Raw genomic sequence first — 18,415 nt, forward strand, 5'->3', positions numbered from 1 at the left:
CCAGCCTTCAGGAGCCGTCGGCACATGGCCGTCCAGTATACCTACGTCATGAAGGGTCTGACCAAGACCTTCCCGGGCGCCAACAAGCCCGTGCTCAACAACATCCACCTGCAGTTCATCCCGGGCGCGAAGATCGCGATCATCGGCCCGAACGGCGCCGGCAAGTCGACCCTGATGAAGGTCATGGCCGGCATGGACACCGATTTCAGCGGCGAGGCCTGGGCGGCCGAAGGCGTGCGCGTCGGCTATCTGGCGCAGGAACCGCAGCTCGATCCGACCAAGGACGTCATGGGCAACGTCAAGGACGGCGTGCGCCCGGTCGCGGACCTGGTCGATCGCTTCAACGCCATCTCGGCCGAAATGGGCGATCCGAAGGACGACACCGACTTCGACGCGCTGATGGAAGAGATGGGCGAGCTGCAGGGCAAGATCGACGCGGTCGACGGCTGGACGCTCGACAACCAGCTCGAAGTCGCCATGGAGGCGCTGCGCTGCCCGCCGGGCGACGCCGATGTCACCAAGCTCTCGGGCGGTGAAAAGCGCCGCGTCGCGCTCTGCAAGCTGCTGCTCGAAAAGCCCGATATCCTGCTGCTCGACGAACCGACCAACCACCTCGACGCCGAAAGCGTGTCGTGGCTGGAAAACTACCTCAAGGAATATACCGGCAACGTCATCCTCGTGACGCACGACCGCTACTTCCTGGACAACGTCGTCAACTGGGTGCTCGAACTCGATCGCGGCCGTTACTACACCTACGAATCGAACTACTCTGGCTATCTGGAAAAGAAGGCCAAGCGCCTCGAACAGGAAGAGCGCGAAGAGGCCGGCAAGCAGAAGGCGATTGCGGACGAGCTCGCCTGGATGCGTCAGACCCCCAAGGCGCGTCAGACCAAGTCCAAGGCACGTATCCGCGCGTTCGACGAGCTGATGGCGAAGCAGGAAAATCGCGTCGCCGGCAAGGCGCAGATCCTGATCCAGCTGCCCGAGCGTCTCGGCGGCAAGGTGATCGAAGCCAAGGGCCTGACCAAGTCGTATGGCGACAAGCTGCTGTTCGAGAACCTCGACTTCACGCTGCCGCCGGGCGGCATCGTCGGCGTGATCGGCCCGAACGGCGCCGGCAAGTCGACGCTGTTCAAGCTGATCACCGGTCAGGAACAGCCTGACGCGGGCGAGATCAGCGTCGGATCGACGGTCAAGCTCGGCTATGTCGACCAGAGCCGCGACGACCTCGATCCCAACAAGAACGTCTGGCAGGAAATCTCCGACGAGCTGGAGGTCTTCCGCTTCGGCAAGCAGGAGCTGGGCACGCGCGCCTATGTCGGCGCGTTCAACTTCCGCGGTCCCGACCAGCAGAAGAAGGTCGGCCAGCTGTCGGGCGGTGAGCGTAACCGCGTCCATATGGCCAAGATGCTGAAGGAGGGCGGCAACGTCCTGCTGTTCGACGAACCGACCAACGACCTCGACGTCGAGACGCTGCGCGCGCTCGAAGAGGCGCTGGAGACGTTCGCGGGCTGCGCCGTGGTGATCAGCCACGATCGCTTCTTCCTCGATCGCCTGTGCACGCACATTCTCGCGTTCGAGGGCGACAGCCATGTCGAATGGTTCGAGGGCAATTACGAGAGCTACGAGGAAGACAAGCGCCGTCGCATGGGCGATGCCGCCGATCGTCCGACGCGCCTCGCCTACAAGAAGCTGACGCGCTGATGCCGGGCCGCCAGTCGCCGGGGGATACCCTTGGCGGCTGGCTGGTGGCGAACGGTCTCGACGCGCCGGACGGGCCGGGCGGCATCGCCGATGTCGCGCGGGTCCGCGCGCTGCTGGTGGCGGCGGCGCGTGAGGGCCGGGCGCTGACCTACAGCGAAATGCTGAGTGCGCTGGGCCACCGCTTCACCCGGCCTAAGATGCGCGCGCTGTGCGCCACGCTCGACCGGATCGACATTGATGGCGAGGCGGCCGGCGAACCGGGCCTTGCGGTGCTGGTCGTCCGGCAGTCAGATGGCTTGCCGGGGCAGGGCTGGTGGATCGGCACCGCTGCGGAGGCAGGGTATACGGGTGAATGGGTGGGGCCTGACGCGTTGACGTTTGCGGAGGAACGGCAGGCAGAGGCTTTCCGATACTGGCAGACGCGATGATGTCCGTTACAGCCGATCCGTATCCACGATGAAATCGGTGAGCGTGACCGCGTGGACCCGCTCTCCGAACGCTATGGAACGGTTATCCGCAAAGCGGCTTCCATCGGGGCCCGACATCTGATGGATTAATCCCGCATTGACGTCGACGACCCAATACTCGGGCACGCCAGCACGCGCGTAGATGGCGGCCTTCCTCGTCAAGTCCGACTGCAACGTTGTATCCGAAACTTCGATGATCAGGCGCACGGAGTCGAGAGGGGTCAAGCCGCTGCCATCGGCCGCTGCTGTCACGACGATATCGGGTTCGGGGATGTTATGTGGCGGAACCTTGATCGCCGCCTCGACTAAAGCCTCCAGTCCATCGGTTCTTCCAGACAGCGCTGCGGCAATCGCAATGTGCAACCGCGACTTGACGCGGGCATGCGGGCGATGCTGCGAATTCATGTACACCACCTCGCCGTCCAGCAATTCGGTCTTGCCGTATGCGTCGAACGCGCCAGCCTCGTCGAGCAGCATATAGTCTTCGACCCGCAGCTTGACGGGCAGCGGCACGTTGGTGACAGGCGCCATCTCGGTCATCGCAGCAGCCTAGCATGGTGTGATGTCAGGACCAACGCGGAACCGCCCCGCGCGGTTCACCGCACCCGCTTGACGAACACCCCGTCGGGCCGGCGCTCCGACTGGAAGTTCGGCACGGCCTGGATCAGGTCCGACAGGCGCTGATAGCCGTAATTGCGGGTGTCGAAGCTCGACCGGTTGCCGGCGAGCTGCCCCATGGCTGACAGGCTGACATAGCCCTTTTCGTCCCGCTTTACCGATTGATAGGCGTCGATCAGCAGCGCGATCAATTCGGGATCGATCGGCTTCTTCACCCGCGGCGTGCCGGCAATCGATGGGGGCAGCGAATCACCGATCGGGACGTCGACGTTCGTGGGCTTGGGCGTCGCTGCGGTCGCGCCGGTCGTGGCTTCCGCCTTGGCATCGCTCACCAGCGCGCCGACGTCGATGAAGCGGGTACAGGCCTGTTTGAACGCCTCGGGCGTCTTGGCATTGCCGAAGCCGTAGACGGGGATGCCGTCCTGCCGGATGCGCATGGCGAGCGGCATGAAGTCGCTGTCCGACGACATGATGCCGAACCCGCCGATCCGGCCGCGGAACAGCAGGTCCATGGCGTCGATCGTCATCTTCATGTCGGTGGCGTTCTTGCCCTTGGTCAGGTCGAACTGCTGCTGCGGCTCGATGCCGTGCTTCACCGTCATGTCGCGCCAACCCTTCAGTGCGGGCTTCGACCAATTGCCGTAGACGCGGCGGATGTTCACCGTGCCGAGCTCGGCGAGCACGGTCAGCACGGGATCGATCGCATGCCACGAGGCATTGTCGGCGTCGATCAGCAGGGCGATGTTACGGGTCGGCTCTTCCATGGGGACCAGCCTTGCGGGGCAGGGCGGCGGGGTCAACCGCTATTGCGGGTCGAGACCGCGGAACTGCGCCGGCGCGGTCGCCTGATGCCTGTCGAATGATGCACGCTCCTGCGCAAAGGCGCTCTTCGACAGGTTCGGACTGGCCGTCGTCGCGATGTCTGACGTTCGAGCCGTGTAGATCGTCGCCTAGCGGTTCGGCCCGCGATCGGCGGGCCGCGCCTGACCGTGGTCCATATCGTCCTGTTTGGTCACGCGATCATGACCGTCAGGATCGTCGATCGCTCGCGTCAGGTCATCCTGGCTGCCGACGTCGTGGGCCAGCGCGCCGCCAGCGGATCCGGCGTCAGCTTCGCCCCCGGGGATCATGCCCTCGATCAGGTCGCTATCGTCGGTCTCGCGTGCGGTATCGGTCCGGGGATTGTCTGCCATGTCTGCTCTCCTGTGATGGCGTCAACGGGAGAGCAGCGGCCAGCGTTCCTCACTCTGCCGGGTAAGTCACGGCAATCACCTCATATTCCTTTTCGCCAGCGGGCAGCACTACGCGGCGCAGGTCGCCCACCGTCGCCCCGCGCAGCGCCCGCGCGATGGGCGCGTTCCAGCCGACGCGGCCGGCACCCGCCTCCGCTTCGTCGTCGCCCACCAGGGTCAGTACGCGCTGATTGTCGTCCTCGTCGGCGATCGTCACGGTCGCGCCGAACCACGCACGGCTGCGGTCTTCGGCGCGGGCCGGGTCGATCACCTTTGCCGCCTTCATCCGCTTCGCCAGCCAGCCCAAGCGCCGATCGATCTCGCGCAGCCGTTTGCGGCCATAGATATAGTCGCCGTTCTCCGAGCGATCGCCATTGCCCGCCGCCCAGGCGATCGTCTCGACCAACGCCGGCCGCTCGGTCGCGAACAACCGGTCGTACTCGCCGCGCAGGGCGGCATAGCCCGCGGGCGTGATGTAATTGGGGCGCTGTTCCATGCCGATCAGCCCGGCCGTCCCTTGCCCAGATACCAGCTGAGGTTGGCGGGCCCTCTGGACTTGGCGTGCGCCGGGCTCATCAGGTCGTAGACGACGGCATTTTCCAGCACGCGCTGCACGTAATTGCGCGTCTCCTGATACGGGATCGCCTCGATCCAATCGACCATGTCGACCGCGCCCGAGCGCGGGTCGCCATTCGCGCGCAGCCACTTGTTCACGTTGCCGCCGCCCGCGTTATAGGCCGCGATGGCGAGCGGATAGCTGCCGTAATTGGCGAAGACGCGCTGGAAATAGCTCGATCCCAGCATGATCGACATATTGGGGTCGGTGGTCAGCGATGCCTGATTGTAGGCAAGGCCGATCTTCCCCGACTGCTCGCGCGCGGTGGCTGGCATCAGCTGCATTAGGCCGCGCGCACCGGCATGGCTCACCGCAGCGCGATCGAACTGGCTTTCCTGGCGAGAGATGGCGTGGATCAGCGTCCAATTGTCCTCATAGCCCGCGGGAACGCTCACCGTCGGAAAACCGGTCGCGGAATAATCGCTCAAGCCGTTCTGCATCGCGCTCCGCCCGACCATCACGCCCAGATCCGGCCGGCCGATCTGGCGCGACAAATCGGCGGCGAGCACGTGATCGGTGTCGGTCGTCGCATCCGCGGCGATCTGGCGGGCGAAGGCGGTCTGATCCTGATATTGCCCGATCATGCCCAGGAAACGCGCGGCGCGTACCGTCTCGCGATCTGCGAACGCCTGCCGCACCGCTGGCGCCACGGCGAGCGCGGGGACGACGGGCGGCGCCGTCAGCGGCCGCCCGGTGCGTTCCAGCGCCAGTTGCCCGTAGAATTGGTCGCGATAGCCCGCCGCCCGCGCGTAATAGCCTGCCGCCTCGGCCGATTTGCCCGCCGCTTCCGCGGCACGGCCTGCCCAATAGAAGCCCTTCGCCCGCGTCTGCGGCGACTGGCTGCCCCGGCCGTAGCGCTCGAACATCACCATCGCATCCGCCGGCCGCGACAGCTGCTTCAGCGCGACCTGCCCGGCGAGCCAGGCAAGGCTCGTATAGTCGTCCCGCTCGCCATAGGGCTTGGTCGATACGTCGGTGCCCGCCGGATAGGCGTCGTCGATCTGCCGCGCGATGTCATAGGCGAGCTGATATTGGTTGTCGGCGTTGGCGGCGCGGGCGTTGGTCAGCAGCACCTCATACCATTTTTCGACATTGCCCGGCCGGCTGGCGAGCGCACGCGGCCGGGCCAGCCAAGAACGCGCCGTGGGGGAGACGCCCGCGCCGCGCAAATAGCTCGCCCGGTCGGCGATATAGCCCGGATCGCTGGCGAACTGGTCCTGCGTCGTCATCGCCAGATTCGCGGCATTGGCTGCATTGCTGCGGAAGGCGAGCCGCGCCTCGAACACCGGACGCTTCGCGGAGCTGGTGAAGCCGATCTGCCGCGCGGCGACGCCGGTCGCATTCTGCCATAACAACGCGTCCATCCGCGCATCCTGATCGTCGGGCGTCAACGCGCTGCCGAAGCCGGATAGCACCGCCGCTTCGTCGTCCGCCGACAACACGCCCTTGCGCCACGCGGCGCGGGCAGCGGTCTGCGCTTCCACCGTTCGGCCGAGCGACTGCAGGGCGCGCGCCTGCGCGACGAGGCCGGTGGCGGTCAGCGGCGGGAAACGGGTGAAGAAGGCGACGACGCTTGTCGGGCTGGCGGTCGCCGCCTTGCGTTCGGCGGCGCGGCGGTTCGCGGCTTCGTTCGGCCAGCCTGGATGCGCCATCAGGAAGCCGGCGTAGCTGTCGAACGGAAATGCGTCCGTTTGCCCGATCGACTTCCACTGCGCGAGCGCGGCGGCGATCGCCCCGTCCGCCGGGGTCTGCGGCGCCTGCGGCGACATGTTCGCCATCTGCGTCCGATAGCGTTCGAGCGCGTCGGGTACCGAGGCTGGCGGGGCGGTCTGCCCGCCTTGTTGCGGCGCGGCGGAGACACCGGCCAAAGTGGCGAGGAGCAAGCTGACGGGCAAGGTGGCGGAGTGCATGTGGACATCATAGGGCCTGCGCCCGTATCTGTCCTGAACGAAACGCTGCATCGGACGCAGCAGGAGCGCAAATTACCTCATGTTTTCAGGTTCGATTCCCGCCCTCGTCACGCCGTTCACCGACGATGGCCAGTTCGACGAGGCTGCCTATCGCGCGCTGGTCGACTGGCAGATCGCCGAGGGCTCGTCGGCGCTCGTTCCCTGTGGCACCACGGGCGAGGCGGCAACGCTGACCGCCGAGGAGCATTTCCACATCGTCGGCGTCTGCGTCGACCAGACCGCGGGCCGCGTGCCGGTGATCGCGGGCGCCGGATCGAACGACACGGTGGTCGCCGCCGCCAATATCGCCCGCGCGAAACAGGCGGGCGCTGATGCAGCGCTGATGGTCCCGCCGTATTACAACCGGCCGAGCCAGGAGGGCATCTACCAGCATTTCGCCAGGCTGGCGGAGGCGGCGGACCTGCCGATCGTCCTCTACAATGTTCCCGGCCGCACCGTCACCGACATCCAGCCCGCCACGATGGCCCGCATCGTCACCGCCTTCCCCAAGATCTTCGTCGCGGTGAAGGACGCCAGCGGCGCCATCGCCCGCGTGTCGGCGCATCGGGAAGGCTGCGGTCCAGACTTCGTACAGCTGTCCGGCAATGACGACATGGCGCTCGCCTTCAACGCGATGGGGGGTAGGGGCTGCATCAGCGTCTCCGCCAACGTCGCGCCCCGCCTGTGCGCCGAGTTTCATGCCGCGTGCCAGTCGGGTGACTATGCCAAGGCGCTGGCATTGCAGGACCGCCTCTGGCCGCTCCACGATGCGCTGTTCACCGACGCTTCGCCCGGCCCGGTAAAGTACGCGATGACCCGCGTTCGTCCCGACTTCCCCAGGGGGTTGCGCCTGCCGATGACCTGGCCGTCCGAAGCGTCACGTGCGGCGGTTGACGCGGCGCTGGCGCATGCGGGGCTGATTTAAACGCCAGAGGATTGCAGAGGCGGTTATTGTGATTACCCGTGCAATAGCTGATCATCTCAGTAGTGGGGGGACCGGCTATTATGCGGGGTTTTGCGAACCTTTTTAATTTTCGTGGTCGTGACACCAGGGCGCAATTCTGGCCCCACGCCGGCATTGTCGTCTTTCTGATGATGGCGGCTATGATGGTCGTCATGATGCCGCCGATACTGTCCAGCATGGAACGGATGCAGCAGTTTGCAAACGAGCATCCCGATCTTGCCCAAGTCACTCAGTCTGGAGCTGGCTACGCTATTCGCGTCGAGGGCTATCATCCTGAGCTAATGCCAGATTTCGGTAACCTATTGTGGGGCATGGCTTTGGTAACGGCGATAGGCGTTGCGCTGCTGGCCGCTGCCGTCGCGCGGAGGCTTCGTGACGCCGGCGTCACTCCTATGTTGGGTGTACTACCTGTGCCGTTCCTGTTCCTCGGAATTGGTGCGATGTCGCGGGTTTTTGCGGCGACCGACTCCGCCATGGGGTGGTTCATGCTGCTGTTCGTCAACAACCTGCTATATCTCGGCTCACTGGTAGTGTTGATCGTGCTGCTATGCCGCCCCAGCCGAACATCCGCGTCGATAGATCGGTAAGGCGCTTCCCTCCGACCCCGCCACTCCCTACATCGCGCCCAATGTCGCGTCCCAAGCCCGCCACCTTCGACAAGAAGAAGATCGTCGCCGAGAACCGCAAGGCGCGGTTCGAATACAGCATCGATACCGTCTACGAGGCGGGGATCGCGCTCACCGGCACCGAAGTGAAATCCTTGCGCTTCGGCGAGGGCAGCATCGGCGAAAGCTATGCCGAGGTGCGCGACGGACAGGTCTGGCTGGTCAACGCCAACGTCCCCGAATTCAGCCACGGCAACCGCTTCAACCACGAAGCCAAGCGTCCGCGTAAATTGCTGCTTCACGAACGCGAGATAAACAAGCTCCACGGCGCCGTCGCGCGTGAGGGCATGACCCTCGTGCCGCTCAGCGTCTATTTCAACGGGCGTGGCCGCGCCAAGGTGGAACTGGCGCTCGCCAAGGGGCGCAAGGATCACGACAAGCGCGCCGCGATCAAGGAGCGGGAATGGAAGCGGGAAGCCGGACGTATCATGCGCGATCGCGGCTGAACCCGGCGGGGCGCCCCGGCATGATGCACAAGACGTTCGGCTGGTTGCGCGCCAATATGCCGACGCGCGAATCGATGGAATCGAACCGGCTTCTACGCCCGGTCGCGCATCGCGTGATGGAGCCGGGCCTGTGGCGCTTCAACCGCCGCTCGGTGCCGCGCGGCGTCGCTCTCGGCATGGTCGCGGGCTTCCTCTTCCCGGTCGCGCAGATCGCCATCGCCGCATTGTTCGCGCTGCCGTTCCGCGCCAACGTGCCCGTCGCAGCCCTGACGACCTTCATCACCAACCCCTTCACCACGCCGTTCCTGTGGTTCCTCGCCTATAAGATCGGCAGCTGGATCCTGCACAGCGATGCGCCCGCCATCGCGCAGCCCGCGGCGGAGGCGACCGGATGGCTGCAGACGATCACCGGCGCCTTCCACTGGCTATGGGCGCAGGGGCCCGCCTTCGGCCTCGGGCTGATCGTCCTGACCAGCCTGTGCGCGGTCGTCGGCTATGCCGCGACGGCGCTCGGCTGGCGTCTGTGGATCGCGCGGAAATGGCGGCATCGGCATGCGCATAGTCACAGCGGAAACCATGTTTGACGAGGCGTTTTAACTGGTTACAACACTGCCCATCGTGAGTCTGCCAATCCCGGCTTCGCTCACCAGGGACCTTCGATGCGCAAACCGGTTATCGCCGCTCTCCTGCTCGCCTCCGCTGCATCCGGCGTAGTCTACGCCCAAAGCACACGCCCCACCGCCGCCATCACGCCCGCCGCCGCCGGCAAGCCGCAGCTCGGCAGCTTCGGCGTCGACCTGACCGCGATGGACAAGAGCGTTGCGCCGGGCGACGACTTCTACAATTACGTCAACGGCGCCTGGATGGCCCGTACCGAAATCCCCGCCGACCGGTCGAGCTGGGGTGGTTTCGCGATCCTGCGGAACCTGTCCGACGAACGCACGCGCAAGGTGATCGAGGATGCCGCGACCAACCCCGGTAGCGACCCCGTCACCGCCAAGATCGGCGACACCTATGCCAGCTTCATGGACGCCGCCGCGATCGAAAAGGCGGGCGCCACACCGCTCAAGCCCTATCTCGCGAAGATCGCCGCGATCAATTCGCAGACCGATCTCGCCCGCGCCTTCGGTGATGCGACCCGCCACGGCATCGACGTGCCGATCGGCGCCGGCGTGCAGCAGGACCTGAAGGACAACACCGTCTACGCCGTCTACGTCAGCCAGGGCGGCCTGGGCCTGCCGGACAAGGACTATTACCTCAAGGACGATCCCAAGTTCGCCGAGGCGCGGACCAAGTACGTCACCTATATCGCCGACATGATGCGCATGGCGGGCCAGCCCGACCCGCAGGGCGCGGCGCAGCGTATCTACGACCTCGAAAAGAAGATTGCCGAGGTTCACTGGGATCGCGCCGAACTGCGTCAGGTGGAAAAGGGCTACAACCCGATGCCCGTCGCGCAACTCGCCACCGCGATGCCCGGCTTCGACTGGAAGGCGATGCTGGACGCGCAGGGGCTCGCCAACCAGAGCCGCGTGATCGTCGGCCAGCCGTCGGCGCAGGCCGGCACCGCCAAGATCGTCGCGGCAACGCCGCTGCCGGTGTGGAAGGAATATCTGGCGTTCCACACGATCTCGAACGCTGCGCCGTTGCTGTCGTCGAACTTCGTCAACACGCAGTTCGCCTTCTACGGCACGACGCTGAACGGCACGCCGCAGCTGAAGGACCGCTGGAAGCGCGGCGTCGACCTCGTCAACGGCAGCCTGGGTGAAGCGGTCGGCCAGGTCTACGTCCAGAAGTACTTCCCGCCCGAATCGAAGGCCAAGGCCGACGCGCTGGTCCGGAACCTCATTTCGGCGATGGACACGCGCCTCAATAACCTCACCTGGATGGCGCCCGAGACCAAGCTGAAGGCGCGCGCCAAGCTGGCCGCGTTCACGCCGAAGATCGGCTACCCCGACAAGTTCCGCGATTATACGTCGCTGAAGGTCGTGAAGGGCGACGTGCTCGGCAACGCCGACCGTGTGGCGGAATTCGAATACAATCGTCAGCTTAACAAGATCGGCAAGCCGGTCGACCGCAGCGAATGGTTCATGACGCCGCAGACGGTGAACGCCTACGCCAACCCGCTGATGAATGAGGTAGTCTTCCCGGCCGCAATCCTCCAGCCGCCGTTCTTCGACCCCAACGCCGATCCGGCGGTGAACTATGGTGCGATCGGCGCGGTGATCGGCCACGAGCTGAGCCACCACTTCGACGACCAGGGCCGCAAGTTCGACCCCAAGGGCAATTTCTCGGACTGGTGGACGCCGCAGGACGTCGCGCGCTTCAACGCGCTGACGGACAAGGTCGTCGCGCAATATGCGGCCTACGAGCCCATCCCCGGCACGCACGTGAACGGCAAGTTGACGCTGGGCGAAAACATGGCCGATCTCGCCGGCATCAATGTCGCCTATGACGCCTACAAGCTGTCGCTGAAGGGCAAGAAAGCGCCCGTCATCGACGGCTATACCGGCGAGCAGCGTTTCTTCATGGGCTTCGGCCAGGTGTGGCAGACCAAGGCACGCGAGGCCTCGATCAAGAACCAGCTGACCACCGACCCGCACACGCCGGGCCAGTGGCGCGCCTATGTCGTTCGCAACCTCGACGCCTGGTATCCGGCGTTTGCGGTGAAGCCGGGCCAGAAATTCTATCTGGCCCCCGCCGATCGCATCAAGATCTGGTGATCCTGCCGCCGCCGCTCGCGACCATCTGCGGGCGGCGGTTTTGTTTTTTCCGTTATTCGTCATTGCGAGCGAAGCGAGGCAATCCAGGGCGTCCTGATCCGGCTCTGGATTGCGTCGCTCCGCTCGCAGTGACACATAAAAGAACAGACCGACCCATCGGGGAGAGACCATGAAGACCTATCTCATCGCCGGCCTGCTCGGCGCCTCGGCGCTTGCCGGCGCCGTCTATGCGCAGCAGGCGCCTACCGCCGCCGCAGCGGGCAAGCCGCAGATCGGCGCCTTCGGCTTCGACGAAGCGGGCATGGACCGCAGCATCGCGCCGGGCGACGATTTCTACAATTACGCCAACGGCACCTGGGCGAAGACCACCGCAATCCCGGCCGACAAGTCGAGCTTCGGCGCATTCGACACGCTCGCCGATCTGTCGCGCGATCGCACCCGGGGCATTCTGGAGGCCGCCGCCAAGCAGCCCGGCTCCAAGATCGGCACGGCGTACGCGACCTATCTCGACACCGGCGCGATCGAGGCGAAGGGCCTTGCGCCGATCAAGCCGTGGCTCGACACGATCAAGCGCTCGACCAAGGCGAATTACGCCTCGCTGCTCGCACAGGCGGACCGCAACGGCGTGTCGATTCCGTTCGGCAGCGGTGTCGGCCAGGACGACAAGGCGCCCGAAACCTATGTCGTCGAGATGCGCCAGTCGGGCCTCGGCCTGCCCGACCGCGACTATTACCTCCAGGACAAGAACGCCAAGGAGAAGGCCGCCTATGAGGCGCACCTTACCAAGGTGCTCACGCTCGCCGGCGAACCCAATGCCGCCGCGCGTGCCAAGGCGATCGTCGATTTCGAGACGCAGATCGCGCAGGTCAGCTGGAGCCGCGTCGACAGTCGCGACGCCAACAAGACCTATAACAAGATGACGGTCGCGCAGCTGGTGCAGAGTGCGCCGGGCTTCGACTTCGTCACCTATCTGAAGGGCGTCGGAACGCCTGTCGATTCGCTGATCGTGTCGCAGCCGAGCGCCGTGACCGGCATCGCCAAGCTGATTGGCGCCGCGCCGATCGGCGTGTTGCAGGATCAATTGCTGGTCCGCAGCCTCGACGGATTTGCGGGCGTGTTGCCCAAGGCGTTCGACGACGAACAATTCGCCTTCTACGGCACTACGCTGTCGGGCACGCCGCAGCAGGAAGATCGCTGGAAGCGCGCGGTGGGCTTCACCAGCGGCGCGCTGTCGGACGAGGTCAGCAAGCTTTACGTCGCGCAATATTTCCCGCCCGAAACGAAGGCGTCGGCCGACCAGCTGGTCAAGAACGTCATCGCCGCGATGGGCAAGCGCATCGACAAGCTCGAATGGATGGCGCCCCAGACGAAGGTGAAGGCGCACGCCAAGCTCGCCGCGTTCACGCCGAAGATCGGCTATCCCAGCCAGTGGCGCGATTACGGCAACCTGAAGATCGTCAAGGGCGACGCCTTCGGCAACGCCCTGCGCGCGCGCCAATGGGGTCACGAATACAATATCAGCCACCTCGGCAAGCCGTTGCAGCGCTGGGAATGGGGCATGACCCCGATGACGGTGAACGCCTATGCCAATTTCGGCATGGTGGAGATCGTCTTCCCCGCCGCGATCCTGCAGCCGCCGTTCTTCGATCCGAAGGCGGACCCTGCGGTCAATTATGGCGGCATCGGCGCGGTGATCGGTCACGAGCTGAGCCATCACTTCGACGACCAGGGATCGAAGTACGACGCACACGGTCAGCTGACCGACTGGTGGATGCCGGAGGACGTCACGCGCTTCAAGGCGCTGACCCAGCGGCTCGTCGACCAGTATAGTGCCTACGAACCGCTGCCCGGTATGCACGTCAACGGCGCGCTGACGTTGGGTGAGAACACCGCAGACCTCGCCGGCCTCTCGGTCGCCTATGACGCGTACAAGGCGTCCCTGGGCGGGCGCGAGGCGCCGGTGATCGATGGCCTGTCCGGCGACCAGCGCTTCTATCTCGGCTGGGCGCAGGTGTGGCGCCGCAACTATCGCGAGGCGAACCTGAAGCAGCGCCTTATGACCGATCCGCACAGCCCGTCGCAGCAGCGCGCCTGGGTCGTCCGCAACCTCGATCCTTGGTACGGCGCCTACAAGCCTGCGCCCGGTGGCAAGCTGGTTCTGACGCCGGATCAGCGCGTCCGCATCTGGTAAGGGATACGCCCCCCCTCCGATGATGACGGGGGGGGCTAAGGCATCAACCTAAGCCCGTCATTGCGAGCGAAGCGCGGCAATCCAGAGCCGGACCAGGACGCCCTGGATTGCTTCGCGGCGCTCGCAATGACGGTACGGTTCGCCCTGATTGCTGCAACGACATCGCCCGCGCGATAGCCCACTACACCAATCGCTTGACGCGCCCCGCCCGATCCCGCGATGACGGGCGGGCATGGCATCGCTCCCCCTTTCGACACATCTGAACCCCACCCGTGCCGCTGCGCTCGTCGCCGGCGCCGCGACGGTGACGGCCGCGGCGCTCGTGCTGTGGCTGGTCGGCAGCATCATCGCCGCGGCGGGGTTCATCGCCACGGGGATCGTGGCCGCAGGCGCGGTGATCGCGTGGCGGATGCTGGCGCCGTCCAAGGTGTCCCCTTCGCCGACGATCGATTGGGCCTTCACCCGCGCAGTCGCGCAGGCGAGCACCGATGCCGTGGCGATCACGGATCGCGCCGGCCGCCTCGTCTGCGCCAACGACGCCTATGAGGCGTTGTTCGAAGGTTTCCCCACACCGCCCGGCCTGCCGCTGGCGGGAGAGGGTGTCGCCGAACTCGGCAACGCCGGCCGCATCGCTTGGCGAGACGGTCATGGCGAGGTGCGGGGCCTGCGTGCCGGACCGCACCGGCTGACCGCGCAGATCGCCCGCGCCGGCGACGAGGGTGATATGCTCGTCTGGCGCTTTGCCATCGTCCGGCAGCACGATGCTGCCGCGTCCACCGAAGCGCTGGTCACCGGGGCGATGGGCGAGCGGCTCGGCACGTCCGGTGTCATGGCCGCGCTGCTGGGCAGCGACGGCCGCGTCCGTGCCGCCAACCGCCTGCTCGCCCGGCGCGCCATCGCTGCCGACGCGGGGCTGGAGGGGCGCGACTTCGCCCGCCTGCTCATCACCGACAGCCGCGGCCTCGTCCGCTTCGAGCGCGAGGGGCTGGACGGCACGCCGTTGCGCGTGGTGGAGATCCCCTTCACCGATATTCCCGATGCGCCGACGCTGATTGCCCTGCTCGATGACGTGGACACCGCGCCGGCGATTGGTGCCAGCGCCTCCGAACATGTCCGCAGCCTCGTCAGCCTGATGCCCTTCGGCATGGCGCTGGTCGATCGCGAGGGCCGCTTCCTCCAGATGAACGACGCCTTCGTTCGCGCGGCCGGCGTCGATCCCGCCGCGGCGCCCCTCTATCCGGGCGATCTGGTGGTGCGCGAGGACAAGGCGGCGGTCGCCGATGCGATCCGCCGCTTCGCCAGCGGCGCGACGCATTCGTCGGACATGGCGGTGCGGTTGAAAGACCATCCCGACGAACCGGTCGCGCTCACCATCGCCGGCGCCCGCGGCCTGGGCGATGCGGCCGTATTGCTCAGCCTCAAGGACAATAGCGAGGAAAGCCGCCTGAAGCGCGAAGTGGCACAGGCGACCAAGATGCAGGCCGTGGGTCAGCTCGCCGGCGGCGTCGCGCACGATTTCAACAATATTCTCACCGCGATCATCGGCCATTGCGATCTGATGATGATGCGCCACTCGCCGGGTGACAGCGATTACGACGACATCCAGCAGATCCGCACCAATTCGAACCGCGCCGCCAGCCTGACGCGCCAGCTGCTCGCGTTCAGCCGCCAGCAGACACTCCGCCCGCAGACGTTGCAGCTGCCCGATGTGGTGGCGGAGGTGTCCAACCTTTTGAAGCGACTGATGGGCGAACAGATCCGCCTCGACGTCAGCCATGGCCGCAACCTCGGCGCCGTGCGTGCCGATCCGGGGCAGCTCGAACAGGTCGTCGTCAATCTCGCGGTCAATGCGCGCGACGCGATGCTAGCGCACAATCCGCGCGGTGGCGGCACGCTCACTATCCAGACGCGCAGCGTCACCGCGGCCGACGTGCGGGCGATGGGCACCGACATCCTGCCGGTCGCCGATTACACCGCACTGATCGTCAGCGATACCGGCGGCGGCATCCCGCCCGAGGTATTGCCGAAAATCTTCGAACCCTTCTTCACGACCAAAGAGGTGGGCAAGGGCACGGGGCTTGGCCTGTCCACCGTCTATGGCATCGTCAAACAGTCGGGCGGCTGGATTTTCGCCGATACGAAGCCGGGGCAGGGGGCGACCTTCAGCATCTACCTGCCTGTCCACGCGGCGGGCACGGCGACCCGCGCGCCGGCACCGCGGGCGCCCGCCAAGCCGGTCGAGGTCTGGGGCACGGGCACCATCCTGCTCGTCGAGGACGAGGATATGGTCCGCGCCGTCGCCGAACGCGCGCTGACGCGGCAGGGCTACACGGTGATGACCGCCGAAAATGGCGAGGCGGCGCTGGAACTGCTCGATCGTAGCGGCCGGCCAGACCTGCTCATCAGCGACGTGGTGATGCCGACGATGGATGGCCCGACGATGGTCCGCCACGCGCGCGACCGCTATCCCGACCTGCCGATCATCTTCATGTCGGGCTATGCCGAGGAGCAATTGCGCAAGTCAATCGACCTCGACAACGTCGCCTTCCTGCCCAAGCCCTTCAGCGTGCAGCAATTGGCGGAAGCCGCGCGCGACGTCCTCACGACGCGGTAGCACACCGTTACAAACGAGTGGTTGTCAGCGTGTAACAACCACGGGTAAGGGCTGAGCATGTCTGCGCTCACCCAAATCCTCATCGTCGAGGACGAACCGCTCATCGCGATGATGCTCGAGGATTTCCTCGAGGTGCTCGACAAGACGCCGGTCGGCACCGTCGATACGGTGGCCGGCGCCTTGGCGCGGGTGGAGGACGGCGGCATCGACGCCGCGATCCTCGACGTCAACCTGCGCGGCGGTGAGAAGAGCACTCCCGTCGCCGAAGCGCTCGCCGCGCGCGACATTCCGTTCGTATTCGCGACCGGCGGCAGCGACGACAGCGTCGACAGCCGCTTCCGCGATCGCCCGGTGCTCCAGAAGCCCTTCACGATGGACGGCGTCGCCAAGGCTCTCGCCGCGCTGTAAGTCGCTTCGTCCGGCATGACGCATTTGTCACCGGAACGATTGACCGCCCCGTCGCATTGGTAGCGTCGATTCCGGACGTAACAATGGGGCAAGGTGCATGGCAGATAATCCGATCGCGGTGGTGACGGGCGGCGAGTCCGGTATCGGGGCGGCGTGCGTCGCCGCCCTCGCGTCTGCGGGCGCGCGTGTCGTCTTCACCTATTTCCGCGATGCGGACGCCGCAGCCAAGGTCGCCGAGGCCGCGGGTGCCGACCGTGTCCACGCGATCCAGTGCGACGTATCCAGCGAAGACGCGGTCGAGGCGTTGTTCGCCGACACCGAACGCCGCTTCGGCACGGCGACATGGCTGGTCAATTCCGCAGGCCTCAACATGAGCGGGACCAAATTGGTCGACATGCCGCTCGACCATTTCGACCGCGTTATCCGCTCCGACCTTTACGGCCCCTTTCTCACCTGCCGCCGCTTCGTCCGCGCGGCCGAAAAGGCCGGGCAGGGCGGCCGGATCGTCAACATTTCGTCGATCCACGAACGCGCGCCGCGGCCGGGCGGCGTCGACTACGATGCGGCGAAGGGCGGCCTGGCCCAGCTTACGGCCACGCTCGCACTCGAACTCGCGCCCGCGAAGATCGCGGTCAACGGCGTCGCGCCCGGCATGATCCTGACGCCGATGAACGAACATGCGATGGAGGACGCATCCTATCGCCAGTCGCTTGAAGCCAATATCCCCTGGGGCCGCGCCGGCAAGCCCGAGGAGGTCGCGACGCTCGTCGCCTTCCTGCTCTCGCCCGCCGCGGACTACATTACCGGGACGACCGTAACCATCGACGGCGCGCTCAGTCTGGTCATCGCGCAGGGGGCCTGAGCGATGCCGACCTATGCCGTCGAAGCGCTCGACGACGTCACCATCGCACCGGGATCGCCACTTGACGGCATGGACCTGATGAGCCCCTTCGTTTGGCGCGAGGACGGGCGCTATCGTATGCTGGTGCGCGGCGTTCCCAACCCGCTCGGGCCAAACGACCCGACCGGGCTCATCGCCAGTGCTTGGAGCGATGACGGCCTGACCTTCACGCTGGACGATCACATCGCCATCGCCCCCGGCAACGATCCGACAGACCCGGACGCCGGGGGCTGCGAAGACCCGACCGTGCTCAGGACCGACGATGGCACTTACGTCGTCTATTACACCGGCGTCGATGCCAAGCGCAGCCAGGGCGTGATGATCGCCGCGACCGGTCCGTCGCTCGACCAACTGACCAAACGCCGCGTCGTCCTCGCCGCACCCGAGGGCGAGGGCAATATCAAGGAAGCGACCTTCGCCCCAACGCCGCACGACGGTTGGCGATTGTTCTACGAATATGCCGCGGCGGAGGAAAAGGGCGTCGGCGCCTCGCGCGTCGGCATCGCGCGCGCGGACCGGTTGGGCGATCCCTGGACGTCGCTCGACGATCCGTTTCCGATCCGGCCGAAATCCTGGGACAATTGGCACCTGTCCACCGGCCCGATCTGTCAGCTGGCCGGTGCCGATCCGGTGATGTTCTACAATGGCGCAACGCTGGATGCGCGCTGGCGGATCGGCTGGATCAGTTTCACACCTGATTTCGCCACGGTCACCGGCCGCGGCATCGAACCGCTGATCCTGCCGCCGCCGCCCGAAGATCGCGCCAAGACTGATATCGCCTTCGCCGCGTCAACGATTATCGATAACGGTATGATATCGCTGTATTTCTCGATTGAGGACCGCATTCTCCGCCGCGCGCGCGTGCGATATTACGCGTAACAAGCTTGCGCAGATGGGGCCTTTCGCGACATAGGGCG

General features: G+C 65.9%; 17 protein-coding genes. 12 read left to right on the plus strand and 5 right to left on the minus strand.

Annotated elements, in window-relative coordinates:
- Positions 1–24: 24 nt before the first annotated feature.
- Both ettA and ACGVWT_RS01350 read left to right on the plus strand, forming a co-directional pair.
- Positions 25–1,704: an energy-dependent translational throttle protein EttA gene (gene ettA / locus ACGVWT_RS01345; protein ID WP_394425130.1), complete on the plus strand. Its 1,680-nt coding sequence runs from the start codon at positions 25–27 to the stop codon at positions 1,702–1,704.
- A complete protein-coding gene (locus ACGVWT_RS01350; protein WP_315461366.1) occupies positions 1,704–2,132 on the plus strand; it encodes a ribose-phosphate pyrophosphokinase in 429 nt (142 codons plus the stop codon). The genes ettA and ACGVWT_RS01350 overlap by 1 nt, the downstream gene beginning before the upstream one ends.
- A gap of 6 nt (positions 2,133–2,138) precedes the next feature.
- Here the strand turns inward: ACGVWT_RS01350 and ACGVWT_RS01355 are convergent, their stop codons facing one another.
- From ACGVWT_RS01355 to ACGVWT_RS01375, 5 genes are all read right to left on the minus strand, one after another.
- Positions 2,139–2,711: a Uma2 family endonuclease gene (locus ACGVWT_RS01355; RefSeq protein ID WP_315461365.1), complete on the minus strand. Its 573-nt coding sequence runs from the start codon at positions 2,709–2,711 to the stop codon at positions 2,139–2,141.
- Between the two features lie 56 nt (positions 2,712–2,767).
- Positions 2,768–3,553, minus strand: coding sequence for an NYN domain-containing protein (locus ACGVWT_RS01360; RefSeq protein ID WP_315461364.1), 786 nt, complete (start codon positions 3,551–3,553; stop codon positions 2,768–2,770).
- A gap of 186 nt (positions 3,554–3,739) precedes the next feature.
- Positions 3,740–3,982, minus strand: coding sequence for a hypothetical protein (locus tag ACGVWT_RS01365; RefSeq protein WP_315461363.1), 243 nt, complete (start codon positions 3,980–3,982; stop codon positions 3,740–3,742).
- Positions 3,983–4,031: 49 nt separating this feature from the next.
- On the minus strand, positions 4,032–4,517 hold the full coding sequence (locus ACGVWT_RS01370; RefSeq protein ID WP_116461317.1) for a GreA/GreB family elongation factor: 486 nt from the start codon (positions 4,515–4,517) through the stop codon (positions 4,032–4,034).
- A gap of 5 nt (positions 4,518–4,522) precedes the next feature.
- Positions 4,523–6,547: a lytic transglycosylase domain-containing protein gene (locus ACGVWT_RS01375; RefSeq protein ID WP_315461362.1), complete on the minus strand. Its 2,025-nt coding sequence runs from the start codon at positions 6,545–6,547 to the stop codon at positions 4,523–4,525.
- A gap of 79 nt (positions 6,548–6,626) precedes the next feature.
- Here ACGVWT_RS01375 and dapA point away from each other — a divergent pair, with 79 nt between their 5' ends.
- The 10 genes from dapA (at position 6,627) to ACGVWT_RS01425 (ending at position 18,377) form a co-directional block, all read left to right on the plus strand.
- Positions 6,627–7,511 (plus strand): 4-hydroxy-tetrahydrodipicolinate synthase, encoded by an 885-nt coding sequence (gene dapA / locus ACGVWT_RS01380; RefSeq protein ID WP_315461361.1) that lies wholly within the window; start codon positions 6,627–6,629, stop codon positions 7,509–7,511.
- Positions 7,512–7,591: 80 nt separating this feature from the next.
- Complete coding sequence (locus tag ACGVWT_RS01385) at positions 7,592–8,137, plus strand: DUF805 domain-containing protein (RefSeq protein ID WP_315461360.1); 546 nt, start codon at positions 7,592–7,594, stop codon at positions 8,135–8,137.
- Positions 8,138–8,178: 41 nt separating this feature from the next.
- Positions 8,179–8,661, plus strand: a complete 483-nt coding sequence (gene smpB / locus ACGVWT_RS01390) for an SsrA-binding protein SmpB (protein ID WP_017978988.1) — start codon at positions 8,179–8,181, stop codon at positions 8,659–8,661.
- A 20-nt stretch (positions 8,662–8,681) separates the two neighbouring features.
- The gene (locus ACGVWT_RS01395; protein WP_116461313.1) at positions 8,682–9,245 is read left to right on the plus strand and encodes a DUF2062 domain-containing protein; all 564 of its coding nucleotides are present in this window, start codon (positions 8,682–8,684) and stop codon (positions 9,243–9,245) included.
- Positions 9,246–9,320: 75 nt separating this feature from the next.
- Positions 9,321–11,384 carry a M13 family metallopeptidase gene (locus tag ACGVWT_RS01400; RefSeq protein WP_315461359.1) on the plus strand — a complete coding sequence of 688 codons (2,064 nt, stop codon included), beginning with the start codon at positions 9,321–9,323 and terminating at the stop codon, positions 11,382–11,384.
- Between the two features lie 169 nt (positions 11,385–11,553).
- Positions 11,554–13,575, plus strand: a complete 2,022-nt coding sequence (locus ACGVWT_RS01405; RefSeq protein ID WP_315461358.1) for a M13 family metallopeptidase — start codon at positions 11,554–11,556, stop codon at positions 13,573–13,575.
- A 232-nt stretch (positions 13,576–13,807) separates the two neighbouring features.
- On the plus strand, positions 13,808–16,189 hold the full coding sequence (locus ACGVWT_RS01410; protein WP_315461357.1) for a response regulator: 2,382 nt from the start codon (positions 13,808–13,810) through the stop codon (positions 16,187–16,189).
- A 57-nt stretch (positions 16,190–16,246) separates the two neighbouring features.
- Positions 16,247–16,597 carry a response regulator gene (locus ACGVWT_RS01415; protein WP_017978983.1) on the plus strand — a complete coding sequence of 117 codons (351 nt, stop codon included), beginning with the start codon at positions 16,247–16,249 and terminating at the stop codon, positions 16,595–16,597.
- Positions 16,598–16,694: 97 nt separating this feature from the next.
- Positions 16,695–17,459 carry an SDR family NAD(P)-dependent oxidoreductase gene (locus ACGVWT_RS01420; RefSeq protein WP_315461356.1) on the plus strand — a complete coding sequence of 255 codons (765 nt, stop codon included), beginning with the start codon at positions 16,695–16,697 and terminating at the stop codon, positions 17,457–17,459.
- 3 nt (positions 17,460–17,462) lie between these two features.
- A complete protein-coding gene (locus ACGVWT_RS01425) occupies positions 17,463–18,377 on the plus strand; it encodes a glycosidase (protein ID WP_315461355.1) in 915 nt (304 codons plus the stop codon).
- Positions 18,378–18,415 lie beyond the last annotated feature (38 nt).

The sequence above is a fragment of the Sphingomonas sp. S6 genome (assembly GCF_043498045.1).
Classification (GTDB): domain Bacteria; phylum Pseudomonadota; class Alphaproteobacteria; order Sphingomonadales; family Sphingomonadaceae; genus Sphingomonas.